The organism is Streptomyces sp. NPDC047841, from assembly GCF_040704085.1.
Lineage (GTDB): Bacteria > Actinomycetota > Actinomycetes > Streptomycetales > Streptomycetaceae > Streptomyces > Streptomyces argyrophylli.
This window is the reverse complement of the sequence record NZ_JBEYRP010000003.1, coordinates 266,754-293,380: the sequence shown is the minus strand read 5'-3', so window position 1 is coordinate 293,380 and position 26,627 is coordinate 266,754. Positions and strand designations below refer to the sequence as shown.

The 26,627-nt window shown below is 73.9% G+C and carries 21 protein-coding genes; 16 read left to right on the top strand and 5 right to left on the bottom strand.

Annotated elements, in window-relative coordinates; genetic code table 11:
* Positions 1–101: 101 nt before the first annotated feature.
* The 3 genes from AB0947_RS05930 (at position 102) to AB0947_RS05920 (ending at position 5,642) form a co-directional block, all read left to right on the top strand.
* A complete protein-coding gene (locus AB0947_RS05930; RefSeq protein WP_366749019.1) occupies positions 102–2,423 on the top strand; it encodes a GH92 family glycosyl hydrolase in 2,322 nt (773 codons plus the stop codon).
* Between the two features lie 146 nt (positions 2,424–2,569).
* Positions 2,570–3,901, top strand: coding sequence for a wax ester/triacylglycerol synthase family O-acyltransferase (locus AB0947_RS05925; RefSeq protein ID WP_366749018.1), 1,332 nt, complete (start codon positions 2,570–2,572; stop codon positions 3,899–3,901).
* A gap of 223 nt (positions 3,902–4,124) precedes the next feature.
* Entirely contained in the window at positions 4,125–5,642 is a 1,518-nt protein-coding gene (locus AB0947_RS05920; RefSeq protein WP_366749017.1) for an SDR family NAD(P)-dependent oxidoreductase, read from the top strand.
* Positions 5,643–5,724: 82 nt separating this feature from the next.
* Here AB0947_RS05920 and AB0947_RS05915 read toward each other — a convergent pair whose 3' ends face one another.
* A complete protein-coding gene (locus tag AB0947_RS05915; protein WP_366749016.1) occupies positions 5,725–6,120 on the bottom strand; it encodes a hypothetical protein in 396 nt (131 codons plus the stop codon).
* 452 nt (positions 6,121–6,572) lie between these two features.
* On the opposite strand from AB0947_RS05915, the gene AB0947_RS05910 reads away from it, so the two are divergent.
* Positions 6,573–6,746: a hypothetical protein gene (locus tag AB0947_RS05910; RefSeq protein ID WP_319148262.1), complete on the top strand. Its 174-nt coding sequence runs from the start codon at positions 6,573–6,575 to the stop codon at positions 6,744–6,746.
* A 230-nt stretch (positions 6,747–6,976) separates the two neighbouring features.
* On the opposite strand, the gene AB0947_RS05905 is transcribed toward AB0947_RS05910, so the two are convergent.
* Positions 6,977–8,362 (bottom strand): amidase, encoded by a 1,386-nt coding sequence (locus AB0947_RS05905; protein WP_366749015.1) that lies wholly within the window; start codon positions 8,360–8,362, stop codon positions 6,977–6,979.
* 177 nt (positions 8,363–8,539) lie between these two features.
* On the opposite strand from AB0947_RS05905, the gene AB0947_RS05900 reads away from it, so the two are divergent.
* Complete coding sequence (locus AB0947_RS05900) at positions 8,540–10,576, top strand: endo-beta-N-acetylglucosaminidase (protein WP_366749014.1); 2,037 nt, start codon at positions 8,540–8,542, stop codon at positions 10,574–10,576.
* A gap of 94 nt (positions 10,577–10,670) precedes the next feature.
* Here the strand turns inward: AB0947_RS05900 and AB0947_RS05895 are convergent, their stop codons facing one another.
* On the bottom strand, positions 10,671–11,372 hold the full coding sequence (locus AB0947_RS05895; protein ID WP_366749013.1) for a FadR/GntR family transcriptional regulator: 702 nt from the start codon (positions 11,370–11,372) through the stop codon (positions 10,671–10,673).
* Positions 11,373–11,535: 163 nt separating this feature from the next.
* Between AB0947_RS05895 and AB0947_RS05890 the strand changes: the two genes are divergently transcribed.
* Genes AB0947_RS05890 through AB0947_RS05855 form a run of 8 tightly spaced genes read left to right on the top strand, consistent with a single transcriptional unit; the run spans position 11,536 to position 19,411 of the window.
* Complete coding sequence (locus AB0947_RS05890) at positions 11,536–12,600, top strand: sugar ABC transporter substrate-binding protein (protein WP_366749012.1); 1,065 nt, start codon at positions 11,536–11,538, stop codon at positions 12,598–12,600.
* Positions 12,597–14,135: a sugar ABC transporter ATP-binding protein gene (locus tag AB0947_RS05885; protein ID WP_366749011.1), complete on the top strand. Its 1,539-nt coding sequence runs from the start codon at positions 12,597–12,599 to the stop codon at positions 14,133–14,135. Before AB0947_RS05890 ends, AB0947_RS05885 begins: the two co-directional genes overlap by 4 nt.
* Entirely contained in the window at positions 14,128–15,153 is a 1,026-nt protein-coding gene (locus AB0947_RS05880; protein WP_366749010.1) for an ABC transporter permease, read from the top strand. Before AB0947_RS05885 ends, AB0947_RS05880 begins: the two co-directional genes overlap by 8 nt.
* Before the next feature lie 35 nt (positions 15,154–15,188).
* Positions 15,189–16,529 (top strand): L-fuconate dehydratase, encoded by a 1,341-nt coding sequence (locus AB0947_RS05875; protein WP_366749009.1) that lies wholly within the window; start codon positions 15,189–15,191, stop codon positions 16,527–16,529.
* A complete protein-coding gene (locus tag AB0947_RS05870) occupies positions 16,526–17,299 on the top strand; it encodes an SDR family oxidoreductase (protein ID WP_366749008.1) in 774 nt (257 codons plus the stop codon). The genes AB0947_RS05875 and AB0947_RS05870 overlap by 4 nt, the downstream gene beginning before the upstream one ends.
* The gene (locus tag AB0947_RS05865; protein WP_366749007.1) at positions 17,296–18,264 is read left to right on the top strand and encodes an aldo/keto reductase; all 969 of its coding nucleotides are present in this window, start codon (positions 17,296–17,298) and stop codon (positions 18,262–18,264) included. The genes AB0947_RS05870 and AB0947_RS05865 overlap by 4 nt, the downstream gene beginning before the upstream one ends.
* The gene (locus AB0947_RS05860) at positions 18,261–18,575 is read left to right on the top strand and encodes an L-rhamnose mutarotase (protein WP_366749006.1); all 315 of its coding nucleotides are present in this window, start codon (positions 18,261–18,263) and stop codon (positions 18,573–18,575) included. The genes AB0947_RS05865 and AB0947_RS05860 overlap by 4 nt, the downstream gene beginning before the upstream one ends.
* Positions 18,572–19,411: an amidohydrolase family protein gene (locus tag AB0947_RS05855; protein ID WP_366749005.1), complete on the top strand. Its 840-nt coding sequence runs from the start codon at positions 18,572–18,574 to the stop codon at positions 19,409–19,411. The genes AB0947_RS05860 and AB0947_RS05855 overlap by 4 nt, the downstream gene beginning before the upstream one ends.
* On the opposite strand, the gene AB0947_RS05850 is transcribed toward AB0947_RS05855, so the two are convergent.
* The gene (locus AB0947_RS05850) at positions 19,399–20,820 is read right to left on the bottom strand and encodes a lipase maturation factor family protein (protein WP_366749004.1); all 1,422 of its coding nucleotides are present in this window, start codon (positions 20,818–20,820) and stop codon (positions 19,399–19,401) included. The genes AB0947_RS05855 and AB0947_RS05850 overlap by 13 nt on opposite strands.
* A 128-nt stretch (positions 20,821–20,948) precedes the next feature.
* On the opposite strand from AB0947_RS05850, the gene AB0947_RS05845 reads away from it, so the two are divergent.
* The 3 genes from AB0947_RS05845 to AB0947_RS05835 all read left to right on the top strand — a co-directional run bounded on the left by AB0947_RS05845 (position 20,949) and on the right by AB0947_RS05835 (position 25,804).
* Positions 20,949–22,163: a DUF6777 domain-containing protein gene (locus tag AB0947_RS05845; RefSeq protein WP_366749003.1), complete on the top strand. Its 1,215-nt coding sequence runs from the start codon at positions 20,949–20,951 to the stop codon at positions 22,161–22,163.
* 652 nt (positions 22,164–22,815) lie between these two features.
* Positions 22,816–24,882: a SpoIIE family protein phosphatase gene (locus AB0947_RS05840; RefSeq protein ID WP_366749002.1), complete on the top strand. Its 2,067-nt coding sequence runs from the start codon at positions 22,816–22,818 to the stop codon at positions 24,880–24,882.
* Positions 24,883–24,940: 58 nt separating this feature from the next.
* Positions 24,941–25,804, top strand: coding sequence for a DNA-formamidopyrimidine glycosylase family protein (locus AB0947_RS05835; protein WP_366749001.1), 864 nt, complete (start codon positions 24,941–24,943; stop codon positions 25,802–25,804).
* A 76-nt stretch (positions 25,805–25,880) separates the two neighbouring features.
* Here the strand turns inward: AB0947_RS05835 and AB0947_RS05830 are convergent, their stop codons facing one another.
* Positions 25,881–26,534, bottom strand: coding sequence for a zf-HC2 domain-containing protein (locus AB0947_RS05830; RefSeq protein ID WP_366749000.1), 654 nt, complete (start codon positions 26,532–26,534; stop codon positions 25,881–25,883).
* Positions 26,535–26,627 lie beyond the last annotated feature (93 nt).

The following is a 26,627-nucleotide window of genomic DNA, read 5'->3' as shown; positions in this document are numbered from 1 at the left end:
GGCGCGACGCGTTCGACTTCACCCTCTCGGAATGCCCAGGTTTGCACCGTCGGCCGTCCAGGATGCAGGCAACGACGTCCAACCTGCGGAGGTCATCCGACATGAGAGGGACCCGGCGCACACGGCTGTGCCTGGCCGGGGTGATGGCAGCGTCCGCGCTGATCGCCACCCCCGCCGCACGCGCCGCCGAGCGGACCGACGGCCACCTCACCGACCTGGTCAACCCCTTCATCGGGAGCCAGAACGAGGGCAACACCTTCCCCGGCGCGGCCGTGCCCTTCGGCATGGTGCAGCTCTCCCCGGACACCGGGCACAGCACCGGGTACGACTACGCGCAGAACCGTATCCGCGGGTTCTCGCTGGTCCACCTCTCAGGCGTCGGCTGCCGGATCGGCGGCGACCTGCCCGTGCTGCCCACCACCGGCGACGTCACTCAGACGGACGACGCCCGGTACGCGGCGGCCTTCTCGCACGACGACGAGGAGGCTAGCCCCGGCTACTACCGGGTCGGCCTGGCCTCCGGCATCCGCGCCGAACTCACCGCGACCGCCCGCACCGGCGTCCAGCGCTACACCTTCCCGGCCACCGACAAGGCCAACGTCCTGCTGAACGCGGCCCAGTCGCTGCACAAGACGGTGAGCAGCACGGTGCGGATCCTGGACGACCGCACCGTGCGCACCGAGATCACCGGCCACGGCTTCTGCCGGGACACCGGCCCCTACACGGTGTACACGATCACCCGCTTCAGCCGGCCCTTCACCGCCTACGGCACCTGGGACGGCGGGACGGTCACGCCGGGAGCCCGCAGCGGATCCGGCGGCGCCTACGTCCGCTTCGACACCACCCGGGACCGCACGGTCGAGGCGACCACCGCGCTGTCGTACGTCGACTCGCGCGGCGCCGCCGGAAACCTGCGCGCCGAGGGCGGACGGGCCTTCGACGCCGTACGCCACCGGGCCCGCGAGGAGTGGGAGCGCCGGCTCGCCGCGGTCCGGGTGCGCGGCGGCACGCCCACGCTCCGCCGGACCTTCTACTCCTCGCTGTACCGCTCCCACCTCGCGCCCAACATCGGCAGCGACGCCGACGGCCGCTACTTCGGCTGGGACCGCCGTACCCACCGCGCCCGCGGCTTCACCTACTACCAGAACTGGTCGCTGTGGGACACCTACCGCACCCAGGCCCAGCTGCTCGCCCTCCTCGCCCCGCGCGAGGCCCGGGACATGGCCCGGTCGGTGGTCGCGGTCGACGAGGACGGCGGGTGGCTGCCCAAGTGGGGCTACGGGCCGGTCGAGACGAACATCATGAGCGGTGACCCGGTCACCCCGTTCCTGACCACCGCGTACCACATGGGGCTGCTGAAGGGGTTCGAGGAGCGGGCCTACCGGGCGCTGAGGAAGAACGCCGACGGCGTGCCGCCCGCCGCGTACCCGGGCATCGGCCGGGAGGCCAACGCCGAGTACATCGCCAGGGGTTTCGCCCCCTACGCCAAGGACCGGCCGTACGCCAAGATGGGCGACTCGGACTACCACCACGGTGCCTCCGTCACCCTGGAGTACGCCCTCGCCGACGCGATGCTCGCCCAGATGGCGCGCGGTCTCGGCCACGGGGAGGACGCCGCCCGCTATGCCGCCCGCTCGCGCGACTACCGGAACGTGTTCGACCCCGGCACCGGGTTCTTCCGGGCCCGCGACGCCTCCGGCGCCTTCACCGGCTCGCCCGACCCGGCCCGCGGCACCGGCTTCCACGAGGGCACGGCCTGGCAGTACCAGTGGCTCGTCCCGCAGGACGTCCCGGGCATGGTCGGTCTGATCGGCGGCACACGCGCGGCCAACGCCCGCCTCGACGCCTTCTTCGCCTACGACCGCCTCCTCACGGACCCGGAGGGGACCGCCCGCGAGGTATGGGTGCACGGCGACCCGTACGCCTACTACAACGCGGCCGTGTACAACCCGATGAACGAGCCGGACCTGATCGCGCCCTACACCTACCTCTCCACCGGCCAGCCCTGGAAGACCACCGACGTGGTGCACGCCGCGCTGACCCTGTTCACCGACAGCCCCACCGGCATGACCGGCAACGACGACCTCGGCACGATGTCCGCCTGGAACGTCCTGTCGTCCATCGGCCTCTTCCCGGTCCAGCCCGGCTACGACACCTGGGGTCTGACCACCCCGGTCTTCGACCGCGTCGACCTCACCCTGGACCGCCGCCACTGGCCCGCCGGCCGGCTGACGGTGACCGCGCCCGGCACCTCGGCCGCCGACCGCTACGTCCAGGCCGTGCACACGGACGGCAGGCCGCACGGCCGGACCTATCTGACGACCGGCGCGCTGCGCTCCCTGCGCTCCCTCGCCTTCACGGTCGGCCCGCGCCCGTCGGAGTGGGGTACGTCACCCGAAGCGGCGCCGCCCGTCCTGAAATGACCTCAGCCGACGCCTGCGTCCCGCCGCTCCCACGCGCGGCGGGACCGAACCTGGCGTTAACTGAGCGTAGCTTGATCGTACTTGACCGTAATCGCCAGCAGGGATTGACTGCTGATGCCCCCCTCGTCGATGCGTGAGGCAATCCCTTGACTTCCGACCTGCTCGCTCCACTCGACCTGGCCTTCTGGAACATGGAGTCCGACCGGCATCCCATGCACCTCGGGGCGCTCGGCGTCTTCTCCGCGCACTCGCCCACGGCCGGGGCCCACGCCGCCGACCTCCTCGCCGCCCGGGCCGCCGCCGTACCCGGCCTGCGCATGCGCATCCGCGACCTGTGGCAGCCGCTCGCCTTCGGCGGCGCCATGCGCGAGACCGACCCGGACTTCGACCCCCTGAACCACGTACGGCTGCACGCCCCGACCGACGACTTCCACGCGGTCGCCGGCCGGCTGATGGAGCGCCCGCTGGAACGCGGCCGGCCGCCGTGGGAGGCGCACGTGCTGCCCGGCGAGGACGGGGTGTCCTTCGCCGTGCTGTTCAAGTTCCACCACGCCCTCGCCGACGGGCTGCGCGCGCTGAAGCTCGCCGCCGGCGTCCTGGACCCCGTCGACCTGCCCGAACGGGCGCCCCGCGCGATCGAGCCGCCGCGCGGCCTGCTCTCCGACGTGCGCCGGCTGCCCGCGCGGATGCCCGGACTGCTCCGGGACGCGCTGTCCGACGTGGGCCGGGCCCTGGACATCGGCGCCTCGCTCGCCCGGTCCACCCTCGGCATGCGGCCGTGCGCCGCGCTGACCTCCGCGCCCAGCGGCACCCGCCGCACCGCCGGGGTCGTCCTCGACATCGACGACGTGCACCGGGTGCGCAAGAGCGCCGGCGGCACCGTGAACGACGTCCTCATCGCCGTCGTCGCCGGGGCGCTGCGCCGCTGGCTGGACGAGCGGGGCGACGGCAGCGGGGGCGTGGCGCCGCGCGCCCTGATCCCGGTTTCCCGGCGCCGCCCGCACACCGCCCAGCCGCAGGGCAACCGGCTCTCCGGGTACCTGATACGGCTTCCGGTGAACGAGCCCGACCCGCTCGGCCGTCTGGAGACGGTGCGGACCGCGATGGTCCGCAACAAGGACGCGGGTCCCTACCGGGGCGCCGGCGCGGTCGCGCTGCTCGCCGACCACGTGCCGGCGCTCGGGCACCGGCTCGGCGGGCCACTGGTCGGCCAGGCGGCCCGGCTGTGGTTCGACATCCTGGTCACCAGCGTGCCGCTGCCCGGGCTCGGGCTGCGGCTCGGCGGCCACGAGCTGACCGAGGTGTACCCCCTGGCCCCGCTCGCGCCCGGCCAGGCGCTGGCGGTCGCGATCTCGACGTATCGCGGGCGCGTGCACTACGGCCTGGTCGCCGACGCGGTGGCCGTGCCGGACCTGGACCGGTTCGCCCACGCGGTGTCGGCGGAGGTGGAGACGCTGCTGACCGTCTGCGACGGCTGAGCACCGGGCACGGCGGCGCGGGCGAGGGTCCGCCCGTCGGCCGCCCCGCTCCGCACCCGGCGCCGAAGGCCGCCCGGCGCCCGGCGGCCCGCTGCCGTGCGTGATCGGTACCCACCCGGCACGGCAGCGGTTTGGCGCGGTGGCCCAGGCTCCGTAAAATTCGCTGTTCGAAAGCGGGCGCGAGTCGGAGCGCTGCGCGGGTGACCAGGGAAGCGGCAGCGCGATGACGGTGACAGACGACGGCTCGGCGGCGATGGACGTGCCCACGGACGCCGCCATGGACGAGGCGGTCCACGGGCCCGGTATCGACCCGGAGCGGCTGGCCGTGTGCCTGAGCGTGCTGGAGGAACTCGACCGGATCGACGTCGACCACCCCGACGCCATCGCGGTCCGCCGTGCCACCTCGCACATCTACCGCACGGTGAAGCAGCGCCGCCGCCAAGAGCGCCGGGCCGCCAAGACCGCGCACGACCGCGCCGTCACCGAGGCCACCGCCACCGGCTCCGCCGAGCGCATCGACGACGAGACCGAGGGCATCCTGCCCTCCTCCAAGGTCGACGCCGGCCGGATCGCGGGCATACTCCAGCGCCCGCGCTCCTGCTACACCTGCAAGCAGCGCTACGTCGAGGTCGACTACTTCTACCACCAGCTGTGCCAGAAGTGCGCCGCGGAGAACCGGGCCAAGCGGGACGCCCGCGCCGACCTCACCGGCAAGCGCGCCCTGCTCACCGGCGGCCGGGCCAAGATCGGCATGTACATCGCGCTGCGCCTGCTCCGTGACGGCGCGCACACCACCATCACCACCCGCTTCCCCAAGGACGCCATCCGCCGCTTCAAGGCGATGGAGGACTCGGCGGACTGGATCCACCGCCTGGAGGTCGTCGGCATCGACCTGCGCGACCCCGGCCAGGTCGTCGCGCTGGCGGATCAGGTCGCCGAGGCCGGCCCGCTGGACATCCTGATCAACAACGCCACGCAGACCGTGCGCCGCCTGCCCTCGGCCTACGCCGCCCTGGTCGAGGGCGAGAGCGCCCCGCTGCCCGCCGGGGAACTCCCCGCCCACCACGTCATCGGCGCCTTCAACTCCGGCGCGGTCGACGGCCTGGCCGCGCTGCCCGTCGGCACCAGCGGCCTCGACGCGCAGAAGGTCGCCGACCTCGCCCTGGTCGCGGGCAACGCCAGCGTCGCCCGGCACCTCGAAGGCACCGCCATCGACGCGGGCGGCCTGCTCCCCGACGTCGTGGAGTCCAACACCTGGGTGCAGACGATCGAGCAGATCTCCCCGGTGGAGCTGCTGGAGACCCAGCTGTGCAACTACACGGCGCCGTTCATCCTGATCAGCAAGCTCCGGCCGGCCATGGCCGACGCCGCCCGGAAGGCGGCGAGCGGACGGGCGTACATCGTGAACGTCTCGGCCATGGAGGGCGTCTTCAGCCGGGGTTACAAGGGCGCGGGCCACCCGAACACCAACGCCGCCAAGGCCGCCATGAACATGGTGACGCGGACCAGCGGCCACGAGATGTTCGAGACCGACCGCATCCTCATGACCTCGGTCGACACCGGCTGGATCACCGACGAGCGCCCCCACTACGACAAGCTGCGCCTGGCCGAGGCCGGCTTCCACGCACCGCTCGACCTGGTCGACGGCGCCGCCCGCGTCTACGACCCGGTCGTGCGCGGCGAGGCGGGCGAGGACCTGTACGGCGTCTTCCTGAAGGACTACGCCCCCGGCAAGTGGTAGACGACGGGCGGAGCCGCCGCGGGGGTCGCGCCCAGGCACGGGGCACGGCCCCGGCGCGCGAGCCACGGCGGCCGCCGCGCCCTCAGTCGACGGCGCCGAGCCGCGTGTGGCGGGCCGCGACCAGTTCCAGCACCGTGCGCCAGTCCTCCAGCTCGCCCGCGTCGAGGCCGGCCGTGCGGCTCTCCTCGCCGGCCTGGCGCAGCCGCAGCGCATCGTCGTCCGCCGGGTCCGCGTCACCCCGGACCAGCCGGGACACCCGTTCCCCGAGCAGGGCGCGCACCGCCTCGGCCGCGCCGCGCGCCCCGGCCGCCTCGTCCCCCGGGCAGAGCACCGGCCCGATGCCCCGCACCAGCCCCGCCACCTGCAGTTCCTTGTCGGCGGGACGGCTGCGGCGCAGCAGCGCGGCGGTGCGCAGCGCCTGCCGGGGCCGGCCGGCGTGCAGCAGATCCATCAGCTCCTCGACACTGCGCAGTTCCATGCGTCAGCCCTTCCGCGAGACAGCCGTTGCGGCGTCAGCAGAACATGACGAGCTTGCCGCCGGGCCAACAGCACTTGAAGGGGTGTTCGTTCCTGTAGGCCATACGGGTGCTTCGGCGTGTAGTCCGCGTGAGCGGAATGTTTCAAAAGGTCACATCGTGGGGGTATTGAGAAGCGGTAAGAAGTGCATCGGTTACAGGTTGTTTGCATTCCCTATCGAGCGGATGCCCGCTCATTTGGTTAGTCTGGAGCCGACGGACACCAGCACCGGGGTTCCACCCACACCCACCGTCCGTCCTGGGGCGAGCCGGCGAACACCGGCCTGCTCTGACAGAGGAACCGGCGCCACCGCGTCCGAACTGGCCTTCCATCCAGACCTGAGCGGGCGTCGAGCACCGGAGCGCAGACTGTCCGGTACGCCCCGAGGGTGACCCGACACATAAGGAGTGCGCGGTGACACCGGAGAAGACGAATCGCGAGCAGCGCCCCAAGGAACACACGGAGCGCGGGGGCCGCAGGCCCGGAGAACTCGGCAGCCTCGACGTGTGGGCCCGGTCCGCCCCGATCCGCCTCGCGGGTTACGAGGACGACCTCGCCGAGCCCCACATCCTGCCGAGCGTGGACTGACCTCCGGGTCGGTCCCGTCGCGATCGCCGCCCGCGTGGGCGTGACAGACGCACGCCCATGCGGACCACCGAGGCCGCGCCCACACCGCCGCCGCTCCGGCCGCCCGAGCCACGGGCACAGTTCCTGATCCGGACGCCCGCACGCCTCGGCCCCCGCGCACCTCACACGCCGCCCGCCGATCCGGCTCCCGCGCGCCTCGGCGGGCCGTCGCCGGTCCGGTTCACCGCGCGTCACCCACCGGATGCCGGTCCCTCGTCCGCCTCCGCCTCCGCCTCCGCCACCGGAGCCGTCCGCCGCCACGGGGCCGGCTCCTCCAGCTCCCGTGCCAGATCCAGCAGGACGGCCTCCGTGCCCGGCCGGCCCACCAGCTGTACGGCACAGGGGGCGCCCGAGGGCAGGACGCCGGCCGGCACGGACATCGCGGGCCAGCCCGTCAGGTTCCACGGCGGGGTGAAGGGCGAGTAGGCGGTGTTGGCCAGGACGTTGCGCAGCCAGCCGCGCTCGTGCCACGGCCCGGCCTGCGGGGAGCGGCGGGCGAGGGCCGGGGTGAGCAGCACGTCGTACTCGGTGAAGAACGGCGTCAGCCGGGCGCGCAGCCGCTCGCGCGCCTCGCCGGTGCGCACCGGCCGGACGAACCGGCGGCCCACGGCCGCGTGCACCCGGGTCCGGCGGGCCAGCCGCGCCCGGTCCAGGCCCTGGGCGTCCACCGCCGTGCCCGCCGTCCAGTGCTGGAGCGCGGTCACGCCCAGGGAGAGCGGGTACGGTGGCTCGGCCCGCCGCACCTGGTGCCCCGCCCGGGCCAGCGTCCCGGCCGCCTGCCGGACCGCGGCCGTATACGACCGGTTCACGCTCACCCCGGCGAGCGGACTGCGCAGGCCGACGGCGATCTTCCGGCGCGTTCCCTCCCGCGGCCGGACGAACTCCGTGTCCGCGAGGACCGCCAGCATCAGCCGCAGGTCCTCGACCGTCGTGGCCAGCGGGCCGTTCTCCGACATGCCGAACCAGTCGCCGTCGCCGATCCCCGCCGGCACCACCCCGTGCCCCGGCTTCAGGGTGACCAGACCGCAGTTCGCGGCCGGGATGCGCAGCGAGCCCATTCCGTCGTTGCCCAGCGCGAGCGGCACGAGCCCCGCGGCCACCGCCGCCGCGCTGCCCCCGGAGGAGCCGCCGGCCGTGCGGGCGAGGTCCCAGGGGTTGCGGGCGGTGCCGTACGGGCCCTCCGTGGTGCCGAAGACGCACAGTTCGGGCACGTTCGTCAGCCCGACGACCACCGCGCCCGCCGCCCGCAGCCGGGCCACCGTGACATGGTCCTCGGCGGCCGGGGCGTCCGGGGTGGCGGCGGAGCCGTTGCGGCACGACTCACCGCGCACCGCGAGATTGTCCTTCACCGCCAACGGCACGCCGGCGAGCGGCAGTCCGGCCAGGTCGGCACGGGACGCCAGCTCGTCGGCCTCGGCGAGCGCCGCCTGGGCCCGGACCTTCCGGAACGCTCCGATCCGGCCGTCGAGCCGCTCGATCCGCGCGAGGTGCCCGGCCACCACCTCCCTCGGCGTCACCCGCTTCTCGCGGACGGCGGCGGCGATCTCGGTGGCACTCCGGCCGGCCCAGCTGCTCACGGGCACTCCTCGTTACTCATCGGTACGGAAGACGGGCAGGGAGAACTGTGCCGGTTGCGGGGGCCGCGCGTCGAGAGGCCGTGCACCGTCATTGACTTCCACCGATGGCCCCGACAACGATGTCACGGCGCAGTCGTCACAGCAGGTATGTCCCGTCCCCCCTGGAGGCCTCCGCTCGTGAACCCCACCCGACGCACGGTCCTGATCGCCGCCGGTGCCGCCGCCCTGACCCCCGCGCTGTCCGTGCCGTCCGCGCAGGCGGCCCCGCGAGCCGCCGCCGCGACCCCGCCGTACGCCTCCTACTGGTACCCGGACACGCTGCCCGCCGGCAGCCCCGGCCCCGGCATCACCTGGCGCAGCCTGAAGAGCTGGCGCGCGGCCGACGACGCCGACCTCGCCTTCAACGCCGCCTCCATACCGCTCGCCGCCCGCTTCACCCCCGTCCCGGCGAACACCACCGCCCGCTCCGGACAGGCCCGCGTCCAGGCCCTGGTCTCCTTCGGACCCACCTCCGCCAACCCCTCGCAGGGCTCGGCCACCGCCGACTACTACGCCCTGACCCACTGGGCGTACATCGACGAGCTGGTGTTCTGGGGCGGCTCGGCCGGCGAGGGCCTGATCCTCGCGCCGAACGCCCCCGTCGTGGACGCGGCCCACCGGCACGGCGTCCCCGTCCTCGGGAACATCTTCCTGCCGCCGGTGGCCTACGGCGGACAACTCCAGTGGACCCGGGACCTGGTGCAGAAGGACGCCACCGGCCACTACCCGCTCGCCGCGCAACTCGTCGCGGTCGCCGCGGCCTACGGCTTCGACGGCTGGTTCGTCAACGCCGAGACCAGCGGGGGCAACACCGCGCTGGGCACCGCCATGCTGGGCTTCCTCAAGGAGCTGAAGGCGCTCGCGGCGGCCAAGGGGCAGCGCGTGACCTGGTACGACGCGATGACCGTGAACGGCACGGTCAGCTGGCAGGGCGCCCTGAACAGCCAGAACCAGGCGTTCTTCCAGGCCGCCGACGACATGTTCGTGGACTTCCGGTGGAGCGCGGCCACGCTCGCCGCCTCCGGCACGAAGGCGGACCAGCTGGGCCGCAGCCGCTATGACCTGTGGGCGGGCGTCGACGTCGAGTCGAACGGGTCCGGCACGTGGGTGGATTGGGACGCGATCGTGCCGGCCGACAAGGCGCACGTCACGTCGATCGGCTTCTACCGGCCCGAGTGGACCCGCAACCACCTGCCCGCCGACCAGCGCGCCCCCGAGGACTTCCACGCGGCCGACGACCGGTTCTGGACGGGGCGGTCACTGGATCCGTCGCGGCCCGACCCGAGCGATCCGTGGCGGGCGCCCGCGGTGTCCGTGGCGGACCGGTCGACGGTGACCTCGGTGCCGTTCGCGAGCGTGTTCAACACCGGGCACGGACTGCGGTGGTACGAGGAGGGGGCCGTCACCTCGGAGGCGCCCTGGAACCACCTCGGACTCCAGGACCGGCTGCCGTCGCGGCGGTGGGTGGTGCGCACGGCGGGGCAGCGGCCGGCCGTCTCCTTCGACTTCGCCGACGCCTGGCGGGGCGGCAGCAGCCTGCTGGTCGCGGGTGAACTGGATCAACCAGCGGTGGTGGACCTGTACGCGACCCGGCTGCCGATCGGTGTGAACACGGTTGTCGAGCTGATCTCCCGGAGCGAGGCGGGGGAGGTGACGGTCGAGCTGGCGGTGGCGACGGCCGAGCCGAGCGGGCCCGGGGCGACCCCGCCCTACACCTATCTGTCTGTGAACCCGGTCAACAACGGAGTTCGCGTCCGGTCGGTCAACGGCTGGCAGACCGTGACCGTCCCCCTCACAGGACTGTCCGGTACCGTCCGCGCGCTCGGCGTACGGCTCACCGCGACCGCGGGCCCGGTCCGCTGGCGTCTGGGCGGCCTCGCCGTACGCGACACGGTCACGACACCCGCCGCCCCCTCCGGCGCCCGCGTCACCGCGGCGAACGGCGGCGACCTCCGCCTCGCCTGGACCGCCGCCCCCGGCGCCGTCCGCCACTACACCCTCCACCGCCTCCTGGCCGACGGCACCCGCCGCTTCCTCGGCGCCACCGGTCAGCGCGCCTACTTCGTCGCCGGCCAGCGGCCCGAGCAGGGCGAGACGGCCGCACGGTTCGAACTGCGGGCGGTGGGGGAGCTGTACAACGCCTCGGCACCGGTGACCGTGACCCACCCCTGGTAGCCGTCCGGAACCGCGGTCGGACCGCGGGGAGCACGGCTGGCCCGCGGGGGCGGAACCGTTTCGGGTACCGCCCCCGCCACGGCCGTCGTCGCCGCTACCCGCCGAGCTGGGTCCGCAGCCACTCCTCCACCTCGCCCACGTGGGCTGCTGCCGCCGCCCGGGCCGCTTCCGGGTCGTGTGCGGCGAGGGCGCGGTGGATGGCGGCGTGTTCGCGGCGGGTGCGGGCGAAGGCGCCCTCCTCCTGGTAGCCGCGCCAGACGCGGGCGCGGAAGGTGCGTGAGGACAGGCCGTCGAGGATGGCGGCCATGGCCTCGTTGCCGGCGGCGGACGCGATCTCGCGGTGGAAGGCGAGGTCGTGGGCGAGGATCTCCTCGGGGTCGTCGGTGGCGTTCATGGCCGCCAGGTGCTTCTCCACGGCGGCCAGTTGGCCGTCCGTGATGCGCGCGGCGGCCAGGGCGGTCGCCGTCGACTCCAGGATCCGGCGCACTTCGAGGAGTTCCACGAGACGCGGGCCCCGGGACAGGTCGGCGACCACCCCGAAGGTCTCCAGCAGGTCCCCGGCCTCCAGCGCGGTGACGTAGATCCCGGACCCGTGCCGCGCCTCCAGGACGCCCATGACCGTCAGGGCGCGGATCGCCTCCCGCATCGAGCTGCGGGAGATGCCGAGCCGGGCGGCGAGTTCCCGCTCGGTGGGCAGCCGCTGGCCCGGTTCCAGCCGGCCCTCGGCGATCATCGCCTTGATCTCCTCGATGGCGCGCTGGGTCACCGTGCCCTTCTGCGGGGCCGCCTCGTCCACGCCACTCCTCCAGTCACCGGGTGCGTCGCAGTCTAGCCAGCCGAGTGGTCCGACCACTATGCATCCAAAGCCGGGATTTTCGCTGCACGAGGGTGTTCCGGCGCCTGAGTGGTCTGATAAGTATGCGGTCGTCGCTCGAACCACCTCGACGAGGAGCCGCGAGATGCCCGCCAGCACAGTGAGCAAACGCAGCAGGTCCCGGATCACCGGCGCGGCGGCCCTGGCCGTCGGCGCCTCGCTCGTGCTCGCCGCCTGCGGCAGCACCAAGGACACCGCGAGCGCGGGAAGCGGCGGCACCGGCAAGGTCGGCGTGATCCTGCCGCTGCTGACCTCGCCGTTCTGGCAGTCGTACAACGACTACGTGCCCAAGATGGCCAAGTCCGAGGGCGTCGAGGTGCTGAAGACGGTCAACTCCAACAGCGACCCCTCGCAGCAGATCACCGACATCGACAACGAACTCACCCAGGGCGTCAAGGGGCTGGTCGTCGCCCCGCTGGACAGCGCCGCCATCCAGGCCGGACTCGACCAGGCCGAACGCAAGGGCGTGCCGGTCGTCGCCGTGGACGTGGCGCCCGACAAGGGCAAGGTCGCCATGGTGGTGCGCGCCGACAACGTCGCCTACGGCAAGAAGGCCTGCGACTACCTCGGGCAGCACGTGAGCAGCGGCAAGGTCGTGCAGATCATGGGCGACCTGGCCTCGGTCAACGGACGCGACCGCTCCGAGGCGTTCCGCTCCTGCGTGAAGGAGAAGTACCCGAGGCTCGAGGTGCTGGAGATCCCCGCCAAGTGGGAGTCCGACACCGCCGCCGCCAAGCTCGACACCCTCCTCAACGCCAACCCCGACATCAAGGGCATCTACCTCCAGGCGGGCGGTGTCTACCTCGCGCCGACCCTGCAGACCCTGAAGTCGAAGAACATGCTCAAGGCGGCCGGGCAGAAGGGGCACATCGCGATCGTCTCCAACGACGGCATCCCGCAGGAGTACGAGGCCATCCGCAAGGGCCAGATCGACGCCACCGTCTCCCAGCCGGCCGACGCCTACGCCAAGTACGGCCTGTACTACATCGAGGCGGCGATGGAGGGGAAGAAGTTCCGGCCCGGCCCGACCGACCACGACTCCACGATCGTCAAGCTGCCCAGCGGCATCCTGGAGGACCAGTTGCCCGCCCCGCTGGTCACCAAGGACAACGTCGACGACCCCGAGCTGTGGGGCAACACGGTCCGATGAGCCACGGTCCGCACAGCCACCGTCCGGTGACCACCCCGCCCATCGGCACCACGCCCCTGGTCGAAGCGGAGGACGTCGTCAAGCGGTACGGCCCCACGGTCGCCCTCGCCGACGGCCGGCTCACCGTGCTGCCCGGCGAGTCCCACGCCCTCGTCGGCCGCAACGGCGCCGGCAAGTCCACCCTGGTGAACATCCTCACCGGCCTCCAGGCCCCGGACGCGGGCACCGTCCGCTTCGACGGGGAGGCAGCGCCCCCGCTCGCCGACCGGGACGCCTGGCGCCGCAAGGTCGCCTGCGTGTACCAGAAGCCCACCGTCGTACCGGAGCTGACGGTCGCGGAGAACCTCTTCCTCAACCGGCAGCCGCGGGCACGCGGGCTGATCAGCTGGCGGCGGCTGCGCGCCGGGGCCGCCGACCTCCTCGCCACCTGGGACGTCCACGTCGACCCGGAGGCCCGTACCGCCGACCTCAAGGTCGAGGACCGCCAGATGGTGGAGATCGCCCGCGCCCTGAGCTTCGGCGCCCGGTTCATCGTGCTGGACGAACCCACCGCCCAGCTCGACAAGCGGGAGATCGAGCGGCTGTTCGACCGGATGCGGGCGCTCCAGGACTCCGGGGTGACCTTCCTGTTCATCTCGCACCACCTGCAAGAGGTCTACGAGGTCTGCCAGACCGTCACCGTGCTGCGCGACGCCCGCTGGATCACGACGGCCCCCGTCGCCGAGCTGCCCAGGGCGGCCCTGGTGGAGGCCATGGCGGGGGACTCGGTCACCGAGCGGGCGCGGCCGCGCGCCACGGTGACCGGCACCGCCCCGGTCGTGCTCGACGTGCGCGGCCTGACCTCCACCGCGTACGACGGCATCGACCTCACCGTCCGCCGCGGTGAGGTGCTGGGACTCGCCGGGACCAGCGGCAGCGGCAAGACCGAGCTGGCCGAGACCCTCGCCGGACTGCACACCCCGGCCGCCGGCTCGGCCCTGCTGCAAGGAGAGCCGCTGCCGTTCGGCGACGTGCGGGCGGCGCTGGACGCGGGCGTCGGCTGGGTGCCCCGCGACCGGCACGAGCAGGGCCTGGTCCCCGGCATGACCGTCGGCGACAACACCACCCTGAGCGTCCTGGACCGGCTCGGCCGCTTCGGATTCGTCGGCACCGACCGCAGGAGCGGCTTCGCCACCGAGCTGATCGACCGCCTCGACATCCGCACCGAGGGCCCCGGACAGCCCGTCTCCGACCTGTCCGGAGGCAACGCGCAGAAGGTCGTCATGGCCCGCGCCCTGGCCTCCGACCCCCGCCTGCTCGTCCTGATCAACCCGACGGCCGGCGTCGACGTGAAGTCCAAGGAGTCCCTGCTGGCCCGCGTGGACAGCGCCCGCGAGGACGGCACGGCCGTGCTCGTCGTCTCCGACGAACTCGACGACCTGCGGCGCTGCGACCGCGTCCTCGTCCTCTTCCACGGCCGCATCGTCGCCGAACACCCGGCCGGCTGGCGCGACCACGAGCTGATCGCCTCCATCGAAGGAGTGGACCATGGCTGACACCAAGGCCCCGCCGCTCACCTCGCCCCGCCTCCCCGACCAGCGCGCCGCCCGCGCCGTGCTGCTCCGCCGCGCCCGGGAACTCGCCCTCGTGCCGGCCCTGTTGCTGCTCATGGTGCTGGGCGCGGTGGTCAACGACTCGTTCCTCACCGAGCGGAACCTGATCTCGATCCTGGGCGCCTCGGCCGCCCTCGCCATGGTGGTGCTCGCCGAGTCGCTGGTGCTCATCACCGGCAAGTTCGACCTGTCCCTGGAGTCGGTCGTCGGCATCGCGCCCGCCGTCGGGGCGCTCCTCGTCCTGCCCTCGGCGCAGGCCGGCTGGGGCACCGGCTTCCCGGCGCCGGTCGCCCTGCTCGCGATCCTCGTCGCGGGCGCGGCCGTCGGCGCCTTCAACGGCGTCCTGGTCGTGAAGTTCAAGCTCAACGCGTTCATCGTGACCCTCGCGATGCTCATCGTGCTGCGCGGGCTGCTGGTCGGCGCCACCAAGGGCAAGACCCTGTTCGGCATGCCCGACAGCTTCTCCTCGCTGGCCACCACCACCTTCCTCGACGTCCCGATGTCGGTGTGGCTCGCCGCCGTCGCCTTCGCCGTCACCGGAGGCGTGCTGAAGTACCACCGCATCGGCCGCGCCCTGTACGCCATCGGCGGCAACGCGGAGGCCGCCCGCGCCGCGGGCATCCGCGTGGACCGCGTGATGCTCGGGGTGTTCGTCGTCGCCGGGGTCCTCGCCTCCGTCGGCGGCATCATGCAGACCGGCTACGTCGGCGCGATCAGCGCCAACCAGGGCCAGAACATGATCTTCACCGTGTTCGCGGCGGCGGTGATCGGCGGCATCAGCCTGGACGGCGGCAAGGGCACCATGTTCGGCGCCCTGACCGGCGTCCTCCTCCTGGGCGTCGTGCAGAACCTGCTCACCCTCGCCCAGGTGCCGTCGTTCTGGATCCAGGCCATCTACGGCGGCATCATCCTCGTCGCCCTGATGATCGCCCGTGTCACCACGGGCCGCGCCCAGGACTGATGAACCGTCACCTCCCCTCGGCAGAAAGGGCATCCGTGTCCGACGCTCCCGCCCGTGTCATCGCGGTCGACACCCACGACATCCGCTTCCCCACCTCGCGCGAGCTGGACGGCTCCGACGCGATGAACCCGGACCCCGACTACTCGGCGGCCTACGTCGTCCTGCGCACCGACGCCGCCGACGGGCTGGAAGGACACGGATTCACCTTCACCATCGGGCGGGGCAACGACGTCCAGGTCGCCGCGATCGACGCGCTGCGGGGCCATGTGCTGGGCCGCGACGTCGAGGAACTGTGCGCCGACCCCGGCTCGCTCTTCCGGGACCTGATCGCCGACAGCCAGCTGCGCTGGCTCGGCCCCGAGAAGGGCGTGATGCACATGGCGATCGGGGCCGTCGTCAACGCCGCCTGGGACCTCGCCGCCCGGCGGGCCGGCAAGCCCCTGTGGCGGCTGCTCGCCGACGCCGAACCCGAGTGGCTGGTCCGGCAGATCGACTTCCGGTACATCACCGACGCCCTCACCCCCGAGGAGGCCCTCGACCTGCTCAGACGCGGCCGAGCGGGTGCGGAGGAGCGCCGGGCCCGGCTCCTGGAGCGCGGCTTCCCCGCCTACACCACCTCCCCGGGCTGGCTCGGCTACGACGACGACAAGCTCGGCCGGCTCGCCGCCCGGGCCGTCGCCGACGGCTTCCGGCAGATCAAGCTGAAGGTCGGCGCCGACCTCGACGACGACATCCGCCGCTGCCGGGTGGCCCGCGCCGTCGTCGGACCGGAGATCCGCCTGGCGATCGACGCCAACCAGCGCTGGAACGTGGACGAGGCGATCCGCTGGACCAACGCCCTGGCCGAGTTCGGCCCGTACTGGATCGAGGAGCCCACCAGCCCCGACGACGTCCTCGGCCACGCCGCCATCCGCCGCGCGGTCACCCCCGTGAAGGTCGCCACCGGCGAACACGTGCAGAACCGGATCGTGTTCAAGCAGATGCTCCAGGCCGGCGCCCTCGACATCGTGCAGATCGACGCGGCCCGCGTCGGCGGGGTCAACGAGAACCTCGCCATCCTGCTCCTCGCCGCCAAGTTCGGCGTCCCCGTCTGCCCGCACGCGGGCGGGGTCGGGCTGTGCGAACTCGTCCAGCACCTGTCGATGTTCGACTACCTGGCCGTCTCCGGCAGCACCGAGGACCGCGTCATCGAGTACGTCGACCACCTCCACGAGCACTTCGTCACCCCGGTCGTCATCCGCGACGGCCACTACACGGCACCCACCGCGCCCGGCTTCTCCGCCGCCCTGCGCCCGGAGTCCCTCGCGCGGTACACGTACCCCGGCGGCGCCTACTGGGCCGCCGACCCCGACACCCGGAAGGATGAGGCCGCATGAGCGACTTCGCGGGACTGAGGGCCCTGGTGACCGGCGGCGCGTCCGGCATCGGCCGGGCCACCGCCGACCTCCTCGCCGCCCGCGGCGCCCGGGTCGCGGTCCTCGACCTCGACCCGTCCGCGGTCGGGAAGCCCCTCCTCGGGGTGCGCGCCGACGTCACCGACGACGCCTCCGTGCGCACCGCCGTCCAGGACGCGGCCGAGGCGCTGGGCGGGCTCGACGTCCTCGTGAACAACGCGGGCATCGGCGCCCAGGGCACCGTCGAGGACAACGACGACGCCGAGTGGCGGCACGTCTTCGACGTCAACGTCCTCGGCATGGTCCGCACCGCCCGCGCCTGCCTGCCGTACCTGCGCCGCGCCGCCACCGCCCGGCCGGGCACCGCGGCCATCGTGAACACCTGCTCCATCGCGGCCACCGCCGGCCTGCCGCAGCGCGCCCTGTACAGCGCGACCAAGGGCGCCGTGTACTCCCTGACCCTCGCCATGGCCGCCGACCACGTCCGCGAGGGCATCCGCGTCAACTGCGTCAATCCCGGTACGGCGGACACCCCGTGGATCGGCCGGCTGCTGGACGCGGCCGAGGACCCGGCCGCCGAACGGGCCGCCCTGGAGGCCCGCCAGCCCACCGGCCGGCTGGTCTCCGCCGCCGAGGTCGCGGGCGCCATCGCCTACCTGGCCAGCCCCCTGTCCGGCGCCACCACCGGCACCGCCCTCGCCGTCGACGGCGGCATGCAGGGCCTCAGGCTGCGCCCGGGGGCGGACCGGTGACCCCCCTCGGCCGCGGCGGCGTCGACGTCACTTCCCTGGGCCTCGGCGCCGCCGCCCTCGGCAACCTCTACACCCCGGTCGGTGACGAGCAGGCCCACGCCACCGTGCGAGCGGCCTGGGAGCGCGGCATCCGCTACTTCGACACCGCCCCCCACTACGGCCTCGGGCTGTCCGAACGCCGCCTGGGAGCCGCCCTGCGGGAGTACGACCGCGCCGACTACACGCTCTCCACCAAGGTCGGCCGCCGCCTGGAACCGGCCGACGGCACCGGCGACGACCTGGCCAACGGCTTCGCCGTACCCGCCGGCCACCGCCGCGTCTGGGACTTCACCGCCGACGGCGTCCGCCGCACCCTGGAGGCGAGCCTGGAGCGCCTCGGCCTCGACCGGGTCGACGTCGTCTACCTCCACGACCCCGACGACCACGCCGAACAGGCCTTCCGCGAGGGCTACCCGGCGCTGGAGAAGCTCCGCGCGGAGGGCGTCGTGGGCGCCATCGGGGCGGGCATGAACCAGGCGGAGATGCTGACCCGGTTCGTCCGTGACACGGACGTGGACGTGGTGCTCTGCGCGGGCCGGTACACCCTCCTGGACCAGAGCGCGGCCACCGAGCTGCTGCCCGAGGCCGAGCGACGCGGCGTGTCCGTGGTCGTCGGCGGCGCCTTCAACTCCGGCCTGCTGGCGGACCCGTCCCGTCACCCGACGTACGACTACACCCGTGCGCCCCGGGAGTTGCTGGACCGGGCCCTGCGGATCCAGGCGGTCGCCGAGCGCCACGGCACCACCCTGCGCGCCGCCGCCCTCGCCTTCTGCTCCGCCCACCCGGCCGTGGTGAGCGTCCTGGCCGGCGCCCGCTCGGCCGCCGAGGTCCACGACTGCGCCGACCAGTTCGCGACGCCGGTGCCGGACGCCTTCTGGCGGGAACTGCGCGCGACCGGCCTGCTGCCCCCGGAGGAACCGTCATGAGGGTCGCCCTGCACACCAGGGTCCGCGCGGACCGGATCGAGGAGTACGAGGCCGCCCACCGTGCGGTCCCGGAGGACCTCACCGACGCCATCCGCGCCGCGGGGGCCACCTCCTGGACCATCTGGCGATCGGGAACCGACCTCTTCCACGTCCTGGAGTGCGCGGACTACGCCCGTCTCCTCGCCGAGCTGGCACGGCTCCCGGTCAACGCGGCCTGGCAGACCCGGATGGCGGACCTGCTGGACGTGGCGCACGACTACTCCGCCGACGGCGCGGCCGCGACCCTGCCCGTCGTGTGGGAGCTGCCGTGAGCGTCGACGCCCACCACCACGTCTGGGACCTGACCGTCCGCGACCAGGACTGGATCCGGGGACCCGCACTCCGGCCGCTGCGCCGGAACTTCACCGTCGCCGACCTCGAACCCCAGGCACGCGCCGTGGGGGTCGACCGCACCGTCCTCGTCCAGACCGTCACCGTGCCCGAGGAGACCCCCGAGTTCCTCGCCCTCGCCGCAGTCCACGACCTGATCGCCGGGGTCGTCGGCTGGACCGACCTCACCCGCCCCGGCATCGCCGACGAACTGGCCCGGCTGCGCGAGCTGCCCGGCGGCTCCCACCTGAAGGGCATCCGGCACCAGGTGCAGGGCGAACCCGACCCCGAGTGGCTGCTGCGGCCCGACGTCCTGCGCGGCCTGGCCGCCGTCGCCGACGCCGGCCTGGTCTACGACCTCGTGGTCCAGGCCCACCAGCTCCCGGCCTGCGCGGCGGCGGCCCGGGCCCTGCCCCAGCTCACCTTCGTCCTCGACCACCTCGGCAAGCCGCCCATCGCCTCCGGGGAGCGCGCGTCCTGGGCCGCCGACCTGCGCCGCCTCGCCGCCCTGCCCAACACCGTCGCCAAACTCTCCGGCCTGGTCACCGAGGCCGGCCCGGACACCCGGAACGCCGCAGGACTGCGCCCGTACGTCGACACCGCCCTGGACGCCTTCGGCCCGGCCCGGCTGATGGCCGGCTCCGACTGGCCGGTGTGCACCCTGGCCATGACGTACGCCGAGGTCCACGCGCTCACCCGGGAGGTGACGGCGGGGCTCGGCGAGGCGGAGCGCACGGCGCTGTTCGAGACCACCGCGAGCCGTGTCTACGACCTGTGAACCGCGCCCGCGAGCCGTGTCGGCGGCAGGTACTCCCGCACGAACGTCCGCTCCCAGCACGCCCCCGTCGCGCGCAGCTCCCGCCAGGTCGTGTACCGGTACCGGAACAGCCGGGCCCGGACATGGCGGGGCGGCGTGCCGGGCGGGAAGGGGGAGCGGCGCAGCAGCCGCAGCGTGTCCCGGTCGTTCTCCAGCAGGCGTTCCACCAGACCGCCGAACCACTCCCCGGCGTAGGCCGGTGACAGCGCCGCGAACCACATCAGCCAGTCCAGGCGCAGATGGTAGGGGGCGAACTGGCGAGGCCAGCGGCGCGGATCGCCGGGCTTGCCCTTGAAGACGTACTCCCGCCAGTCCGAGTCCGGGCGCGGGGTGTCGTCCAGCGTGCCCTCGACCACCACCTCGTAGCGGACCCGGCTGACGCTGCCGAACGCACCGTAGGTGTTCACCAGGTGCAGCGGGTCGAAGGAGCGGTTCATCACCTGCCGGCGGGAGACCATGTTGACCACCGGGCGGTGGCTCAGGAAGAGCAGCAGCGCACCGACCGCCAGCGCCAGCACCTCGTACCACAGCGGCGCCGGCGGTACCGGCGGCGCGGTCGCCGGCAGCCGGAGCGCGGACAGCGCCAGCACGATGGTGATCCAGTTCAGCCAGGAGAAGTTGCCGGAGAGCACCAGCCACAGCTGGGTGACGATCATCAGCGCGGCGGCGGCCGAGGCGATCGGCTGCGGGGTGAACAGCAGGACCGGTACGACCAGCTGGGTGACGTGGTTGGCGGCCACCTCCACCCGGTGCAGCGGCTTGGGCAGGTGGTGGAAGAACCAGCTCAGCGGGCCCGGCATCGGCTGGGTCTCGTGGTGGTAGTCCAGACAGGTCAGCCGCCGCCAGCAGGCGTCGCCCCGCCACTTGATCAGCCCGGCACCGAACTCCACCCGGAACAGGATCCAGCGCAGCAGGAACAGCACGACGACCGGCGGCGCCGTCTCGCCGTTGCCGAGGAACGCGGCCAGGAAGCCCGTCTCCAGCAGCAGCGACTCCCAGCCGAAGGCGTACCATGTCTGGCCCACGTTGACGATCGACAGATACAGCGCCCACGGCATCAGCCACAGCAGGATCCCGGCCCACAGCGGCAGCAGCGAGTCCGCCCCGGCCAGCAGGGCCGCCGACACCGCGCAGCCCGTCCAGGCACAGGCCGCGAAGAAGCGGTCGGAGTAGTGCAGGTGGAACAGGCTCGGGGCGTGCCGGAACCGCGCCCGCGCCAGGTACCGGGGGATCGGCAGCATGCCGTGCTCGCCCAGCAGGGCCCGGAACTGCAGGGCCGCCGTCAGGAACGCGACCAGGTACACGGCGGCCAGGGCCCGCTGGAAGACCAGCCGGCTCAGCCAGTAGCCGGGTGCGGTGAACCAGTCCACGGCTGTGCGCGCCCTCCTGTACGGCGACCCCGGCCGCCGGTGTCGTCACGGCGTTCCCCGAGTTGCCAGCCGAACCCGAGCGATGCCAACAATAGGGCGTAATCACCCACAGTGATGCGGAGTGTGCGGTGCGGATACCCACCCGATCCATCGTCGCGGCCTGGGCGCTCTCGGTGGCGCTCCTCGCCGGGGGCTGCGCGGGCGCCGGTGTCAAGCAGACCAAGGCGGGCGAACTGGTCCTCCTTGAGGCCGCCACCGACCGCGGACCGGACCCGTTCACCGACTCCGCGGCCACCGCCACCCGGCCGGAGTCACCCCGGGGCACCGCACGCGTCCAGCCCGGCGAGGCCGAGGCACCCCTGCGCGCGGCCCGTACCGTGTCCGGCGCCACCCCCGGCCTGTACCGGGGCACCCCGCGCGTCGCCGCCTGCGACGTCGAGCGGCACATCGAGGGTCTGGCGGCGGACGGGGCCAGGGCCGACGCCTTCGCCCAGGTGGCCGGCGTCACCCGGTCGGCGCTCCCCGGCTACCTGCGCGGCCTGACCCCGGTCGTCCTGGGCGCCGACACCCGCGTCACCAACCACGCCTACCGCGACCGCGCGGCCGCCCGCTACCAGGCCGTGCTCCAGGCCGGCACCGCCGTCCTCGTCGACGAACGGGGCGTGCCCCGGGTGCGCTGTGCCTGCGGCAACCCGCTCACACCGCCCGCCCCGACGCGCGGCGGTGCCGGGGCCCGGGGCACCCCCTGGGCCGGCTACGAGCCGGACGAGGTGATCGTCGTGGCCCCGGCGCCCCGGGCCGTCACCAGCCTCACCATCGTGGACCCCGCGACCCGCACCTGGACCGAGCGCCGGGTCGGCCCGGATGTCCGCCGGGACCGGGTCGTGTCCCCGCCCGCGCCGGCCGCGGCCAGCCCGGTCCCGTCCGGCTCCGCGGACGCCGGACCGTCCGTCACCGGCCGGCCCAGCCCGCGCGCCAGCGGCCCGGCCGTGCCGCGGTCCCCGTCCGGCACGCGGCGGTCCCCGGCGGGTACGCCGTCGTCCCCGTCCGGCTCCGCCGTGCCGGACGGCCGGGGCGATCGCCCGGACAGTGCCAGCGGGCTCGCGGACCGCGACACCGGGACGACGGCGCAGCAGCCGCCGCCCGCCGTGGACGCCCCCGATCCCGACCCCGTCCCCGATCCGGCCCGCGATCTCTCCCTCGACCTCACCGTGGACCCCTCGGACCGGGGTCCCTCCGACCCGGGCTCCTCCCGCCCGGACGGCTCCGCTCCGAAAGCCCCGGAGCGCGGTGCCTCCGACCCGCGCACCTCCGCCGGCACCGGCGCGTCCCGCGTGCCCTAGATCCCCGGCCTCCCCGACGGCGGCGGCCTGGTCCCGGATGCCCCGCCCGCCGTCCGGCCCGGCATGGCGCCCGGCGCGACCGCCACCGTCCCCGTCCGTCCCCCGGCGGGGCCCGGCGGCTGAGCGCGGGCCGGTTCCCGCCGAGGCCCGCCACCCACCGGCCGAGCGCACGTGCCCGGCCTCCCCGACGGCGGCGGCCTGGTCCCGGATGCCCCGCCCGCCGTCCGGCCCGGCATCGCACCCGGCGCGACCGCCACCGTCCCTGCCCATCCCCCGGCCGGACCCGGCGGCTGAGCGCGGGCCGGTGCCCGCCGAGGCCCACCACCCACCGGCCGAGCGCTCGTGCCCGGCCTTCCCGGCGGGGGTGGCCTGGTCCCGGGCGTCCCGCCCGTCGTCCGGTCCCGCATCGCACCCGGCGCGACCGCCACCGTCCCCGTCCGTCCCCCGGCCGGTCCCGGCCGGCTGAGCGCGGGCCGGTGCCCGCCGAGGCCCACCACGGGCGCGTCCCGCGTGCCCAAGATCCCCGGCCTCCACGACGGGGGCGGCCAAGGCCGGTGTCCCGAGGCCCATCACCCACCGGCCCCTCGCCCAGCGCACGTGCCCGGCTGCCGATCAAGTCGAAGAATCGGCCGGTTCCTGGCAAGGTGGCCCCATGGCCGATCGGGGAGCGAGCGCCCTGTCACTCCCGGAGGACTGGCCCGCACACCCGGACCCGATCCTCGCGCTCAACCGCATGGGCAGTTTCGACTGGGACCTGGACGCCGGTCTGTTCCACATGGACGCCCAGGCTTTCGAGGTGTTCGACCTGCTGCCCGAGGAGTACGACGGGCGCCCGGAGACCCTGGCCGTGCGGGTGCCGCCGCCGGAGGCCGCCCGGCTCGACGCGGCGGTCGCCCGGGCGATCAAGGACGGCAGCGAGAACTACGGCGTCTACTTCCGCATCCGCTGCCGTGACGGCACCATGCGCTGGACGCACACCCAGGGCTACATCCGGCGCGACGGCACCGGCCGCCCGCGCCGGGTCGTCGGCATCGTGCGCGACGCCACCGAGGAACTCGCCGACAGCGCGGCCCGCAGCCTCCGCGCCGCCCAGGACGAGGCGTTCAGGCAGCAGACCAGTGTCGTCCAGGTCATCTCCGCCGCGCTCGCCCACGCCCGCAGCGTCCAGGACGTCATCGATGTCCTGAAGGACGCGCACGGCATCCGCCACCTCGGCGCGGCCAGCCTGGTGATGGGGCTGGTGGAGGCGGGCCGGATCCGGCTGGTGGCCGAGGGACCGGTGGGCGCGTCCGTCCCCGGGACCCGGATCACCCGGATCGACGAGCCGTACCCGATGAGCGAGGTCGTCCGCACGCTCGGCCCCCGGTTCATCGAGTCGCCCGAGGAGTTCGCCGAGGGCTACCCGATCCTCTGGCCGCACCTCACCGACCTGCACATCACCTCGGCCGCCTATCTGCCCCTGATCGCCCAGGCCCGCCCGATCGGCGCGATGGGCCTGCTCTACGCCGACCGGCGCGGCTTCTCCGCCGAGGAGCGCGCCGTCCTCGTCGCACTGGGCAGCAGCATCGCCCAGAGCCTCATGCGGGCCATGCTCTACGAACAGGAGAAGGACCTCGCCCAGGGCCTCCAGCAGGCCATGCTGCCCCGCACCATCCCGAGCGTCCCCGGCGCCGACGTCGCGGTCCGCTACCGCTCCGCGGCACTGGGCCGGGACATCGGCGGCGACTGGTACGACCTCATCCCGCTGCCCGGAGGCCGGGTGGGCGCGGTCATCGGGGACGTCCAGGGCCACGACACGCACGCGGCGGCCGTCATGGGCCAGCTGCGCATCGTGCTGCGCGCCTACGCCGCCGAGGGCCACCCCCCGGCCACCGTGATGGCCCGCGCCTCCGTCTTCCTGCACGAACTCGACACCGACCGCTTCGCCACCTGCCTGTACGCCGAGGCCGACCTGTCCACCGGTGTCGTCCAGGTGGTCCGCGCCGGCCACATCGACCCGCTGGTGCGGCACGGCGACGGCAGCTGCGCCCGGGTCGGCGTCGAGGGCGGACTGCCGCTCGGGCTGTCCGCCGAGTTCGGGCGGCTGGAGTACCCCGTCGCCACCCTCGAACTCGACCCCGGCCACACCCTGCTGCTGTGCACCGACGGGCTGGTCGAACAGCCCGGCGCCGACTTGGACGACGGCATGCGCGGCCTGGTGGCCCTCGTCCGCGACGGTCCCCGCGGGGTGCGCGACCTCGCCGACCGGCTGATCCAGCTGGCCGAGGAGCGGGGCGGCGACGACGACGTGGCCCTGCTCCTGCTGCACCGCCGCGGCCGGGAGACAACGCGGCCCGGCGGCCGGCTCCGGCAGCATGTGGCGCCCGGCGACCCGGAGGCCCTCACCCAGGCCCGGCACATGATCCAGGCCGCGGTCCGCGCCTGGGGCGCCCAGGAGCTCGCCGACGAGATCGGGCTGGTCGCCGGCGAGCTGATCACCAACGCGCTGATGCACACCGAGGGCTCCGCCATCGTCACCCTGCGGGCCCTGGACGGCGGCGACCGCAGGCTGCGCATCGAGGTCGAGGACGGCTCCAGCGCCCTGCCCCGGCGGCGCGACGCGGGCGAGATCGGTGTCTCCGGGCGCGGCCTGGTCCTCGTGGAACGGCTCTCCGACAGCTGGGGAGTGGAGGCGCGGGGCGGCGGCAAGGCGGTGTGGTGCGAGTTCCGGGTGCCGTAGCCACCGCGCCGGGCGTGACGGCGGGGGTGTTGCCGGTGCCGGATGGCACTCTGGACGTATGCCCGAACTGCCCGAGGTAGCAGCGCTGACGGACTTCCTCACCGAGCACCTGGCCGGACGGCGGGTGGTGCGGGTGCTGCCCGTGGCCATCAGCGTCCTGAAGACCTACGACCCCCCGGTCACCGCCCTGGAGGGGGCCGGGGTGACGGCCGTGCGCCGGCACGGCAAGTTCCTGGACATCGAGACGGACGGCGGCCTGCACCTGGTGGTCCATCTGGCCCGCGCGGGCTGGTTGCAGTGGAAGGACCGGCTGCCGGACGGCCCGCCGAAGCCCGGCAAGGGGCCGCTGGCGCTGCGCGTGGCGCTGGAGACCGGCGAGGGCTTCGACCTGACCGAGGCCGGCACCCAGAAGCGTCTCGCCGTGTACGTCGTCCGCGGCCCGGAGGAGGTGCCCGGCATCGCCCGCCTGGGCCCGGATCCGCTCGCCGGCGACTTCGACGAGGACCGCTTCTCCGCCCTGCTGAAGGGCGAACGGCGGCAGCTGAAGGGCGCCCTGCGGGACCAGTCGCTGATCGCGGGCGTCGGCAACGCCTACAGCGACGAGATCCTGCACGCGGCGAAGATGTCCCCGTTCAAGCTGGCCGCCTCGCTCACGCCGGAGGAGACCCACCGGCTGTACGAGGCGCTGCGCGACACGCTCAACGAGGCGGTCGAGCGTTCCCGGGGCGTGGCCGCCGGGCGGCTGAAGGCGGAGAAGAAGAGCGGCCTGCGCGTCCACGGCCGCACCGGCGAACCCTGCCCGGTGTGCGGCGACACCATCCGCGAGGTCTCCTTCAGCGACTCCTCGCTCCAGTACTGCCCCACCTGCCAGACGGGCGGCAAGCCCCTGGCCGACCGCCGGCTGTCCCGCCTGCTGAAATGAGCCCGGGGCCCGGCGCCGGCCGAGGTGCCGGCGGGGTGAGGGCGGCGCCCGGGAGCACGGTCACGTTCCGGCGCGGTCACCGTGCCCGTACCGTGACCAGGTGTTTCCCGTCCGTCGTGCGGACCTCGAAGCGGGCGATCTGGTCCGGGCGCAGCGCGGTGGCGCCCATGGCGGTGGTGGGCCGGGTGCCGCCGCCCGCGTTGGTCCAGCCCGCGACGACCTGTTCCGTGCCGTCGAGGCCGACCGCGACCAGCCGGCAGGCGTGTGCCCCGGAGCCGTCCCTGACCTCCAGCCGCAGATCGCTGCCGAAGTCCTCCTCCGCCGAGGTGACCCGTGCCCACACCCCGGTGTCCGGATCGGTCGCCACGGCGACCTGTGCGGCCGCGTCCGTGTGCCCGGCGAACGCCACGATCCCGGGACCGGCCACGGCCAGCACCACGGAGGCGGCCAGGCCGTACAGCGTCCGGCGGCGTCGCGTCCGCCGCAGGCGCGCCAGCTCGCCGAGCAACCGGTCCAGCAGCCGGGGACCGGGCTGGGCCATGGGGTGCACGAAGCGCGGCGTGGCCCGGCGGTACAGCATCAACTGCCGGGTTGTGGCTCCGAACTCGGTCACGTGCGCCGCGCACCGAGGGCACTCCATGAGGTGGTCCTCGAAGCGGAAGGCCTCCGCCTCGTCCAGCACGCCGAGCGCGTACGCGCCGGCGTCGCGATGCCTTTCCAGGGACCTCATGCCGAATCCTCGTGCCGAAGGGTGGGGGAAGGGTTACTCCTTGCTCCCACCCGTACGCAGCCGGCCGCCGAATCACTCAAGCCACGCGCAGAA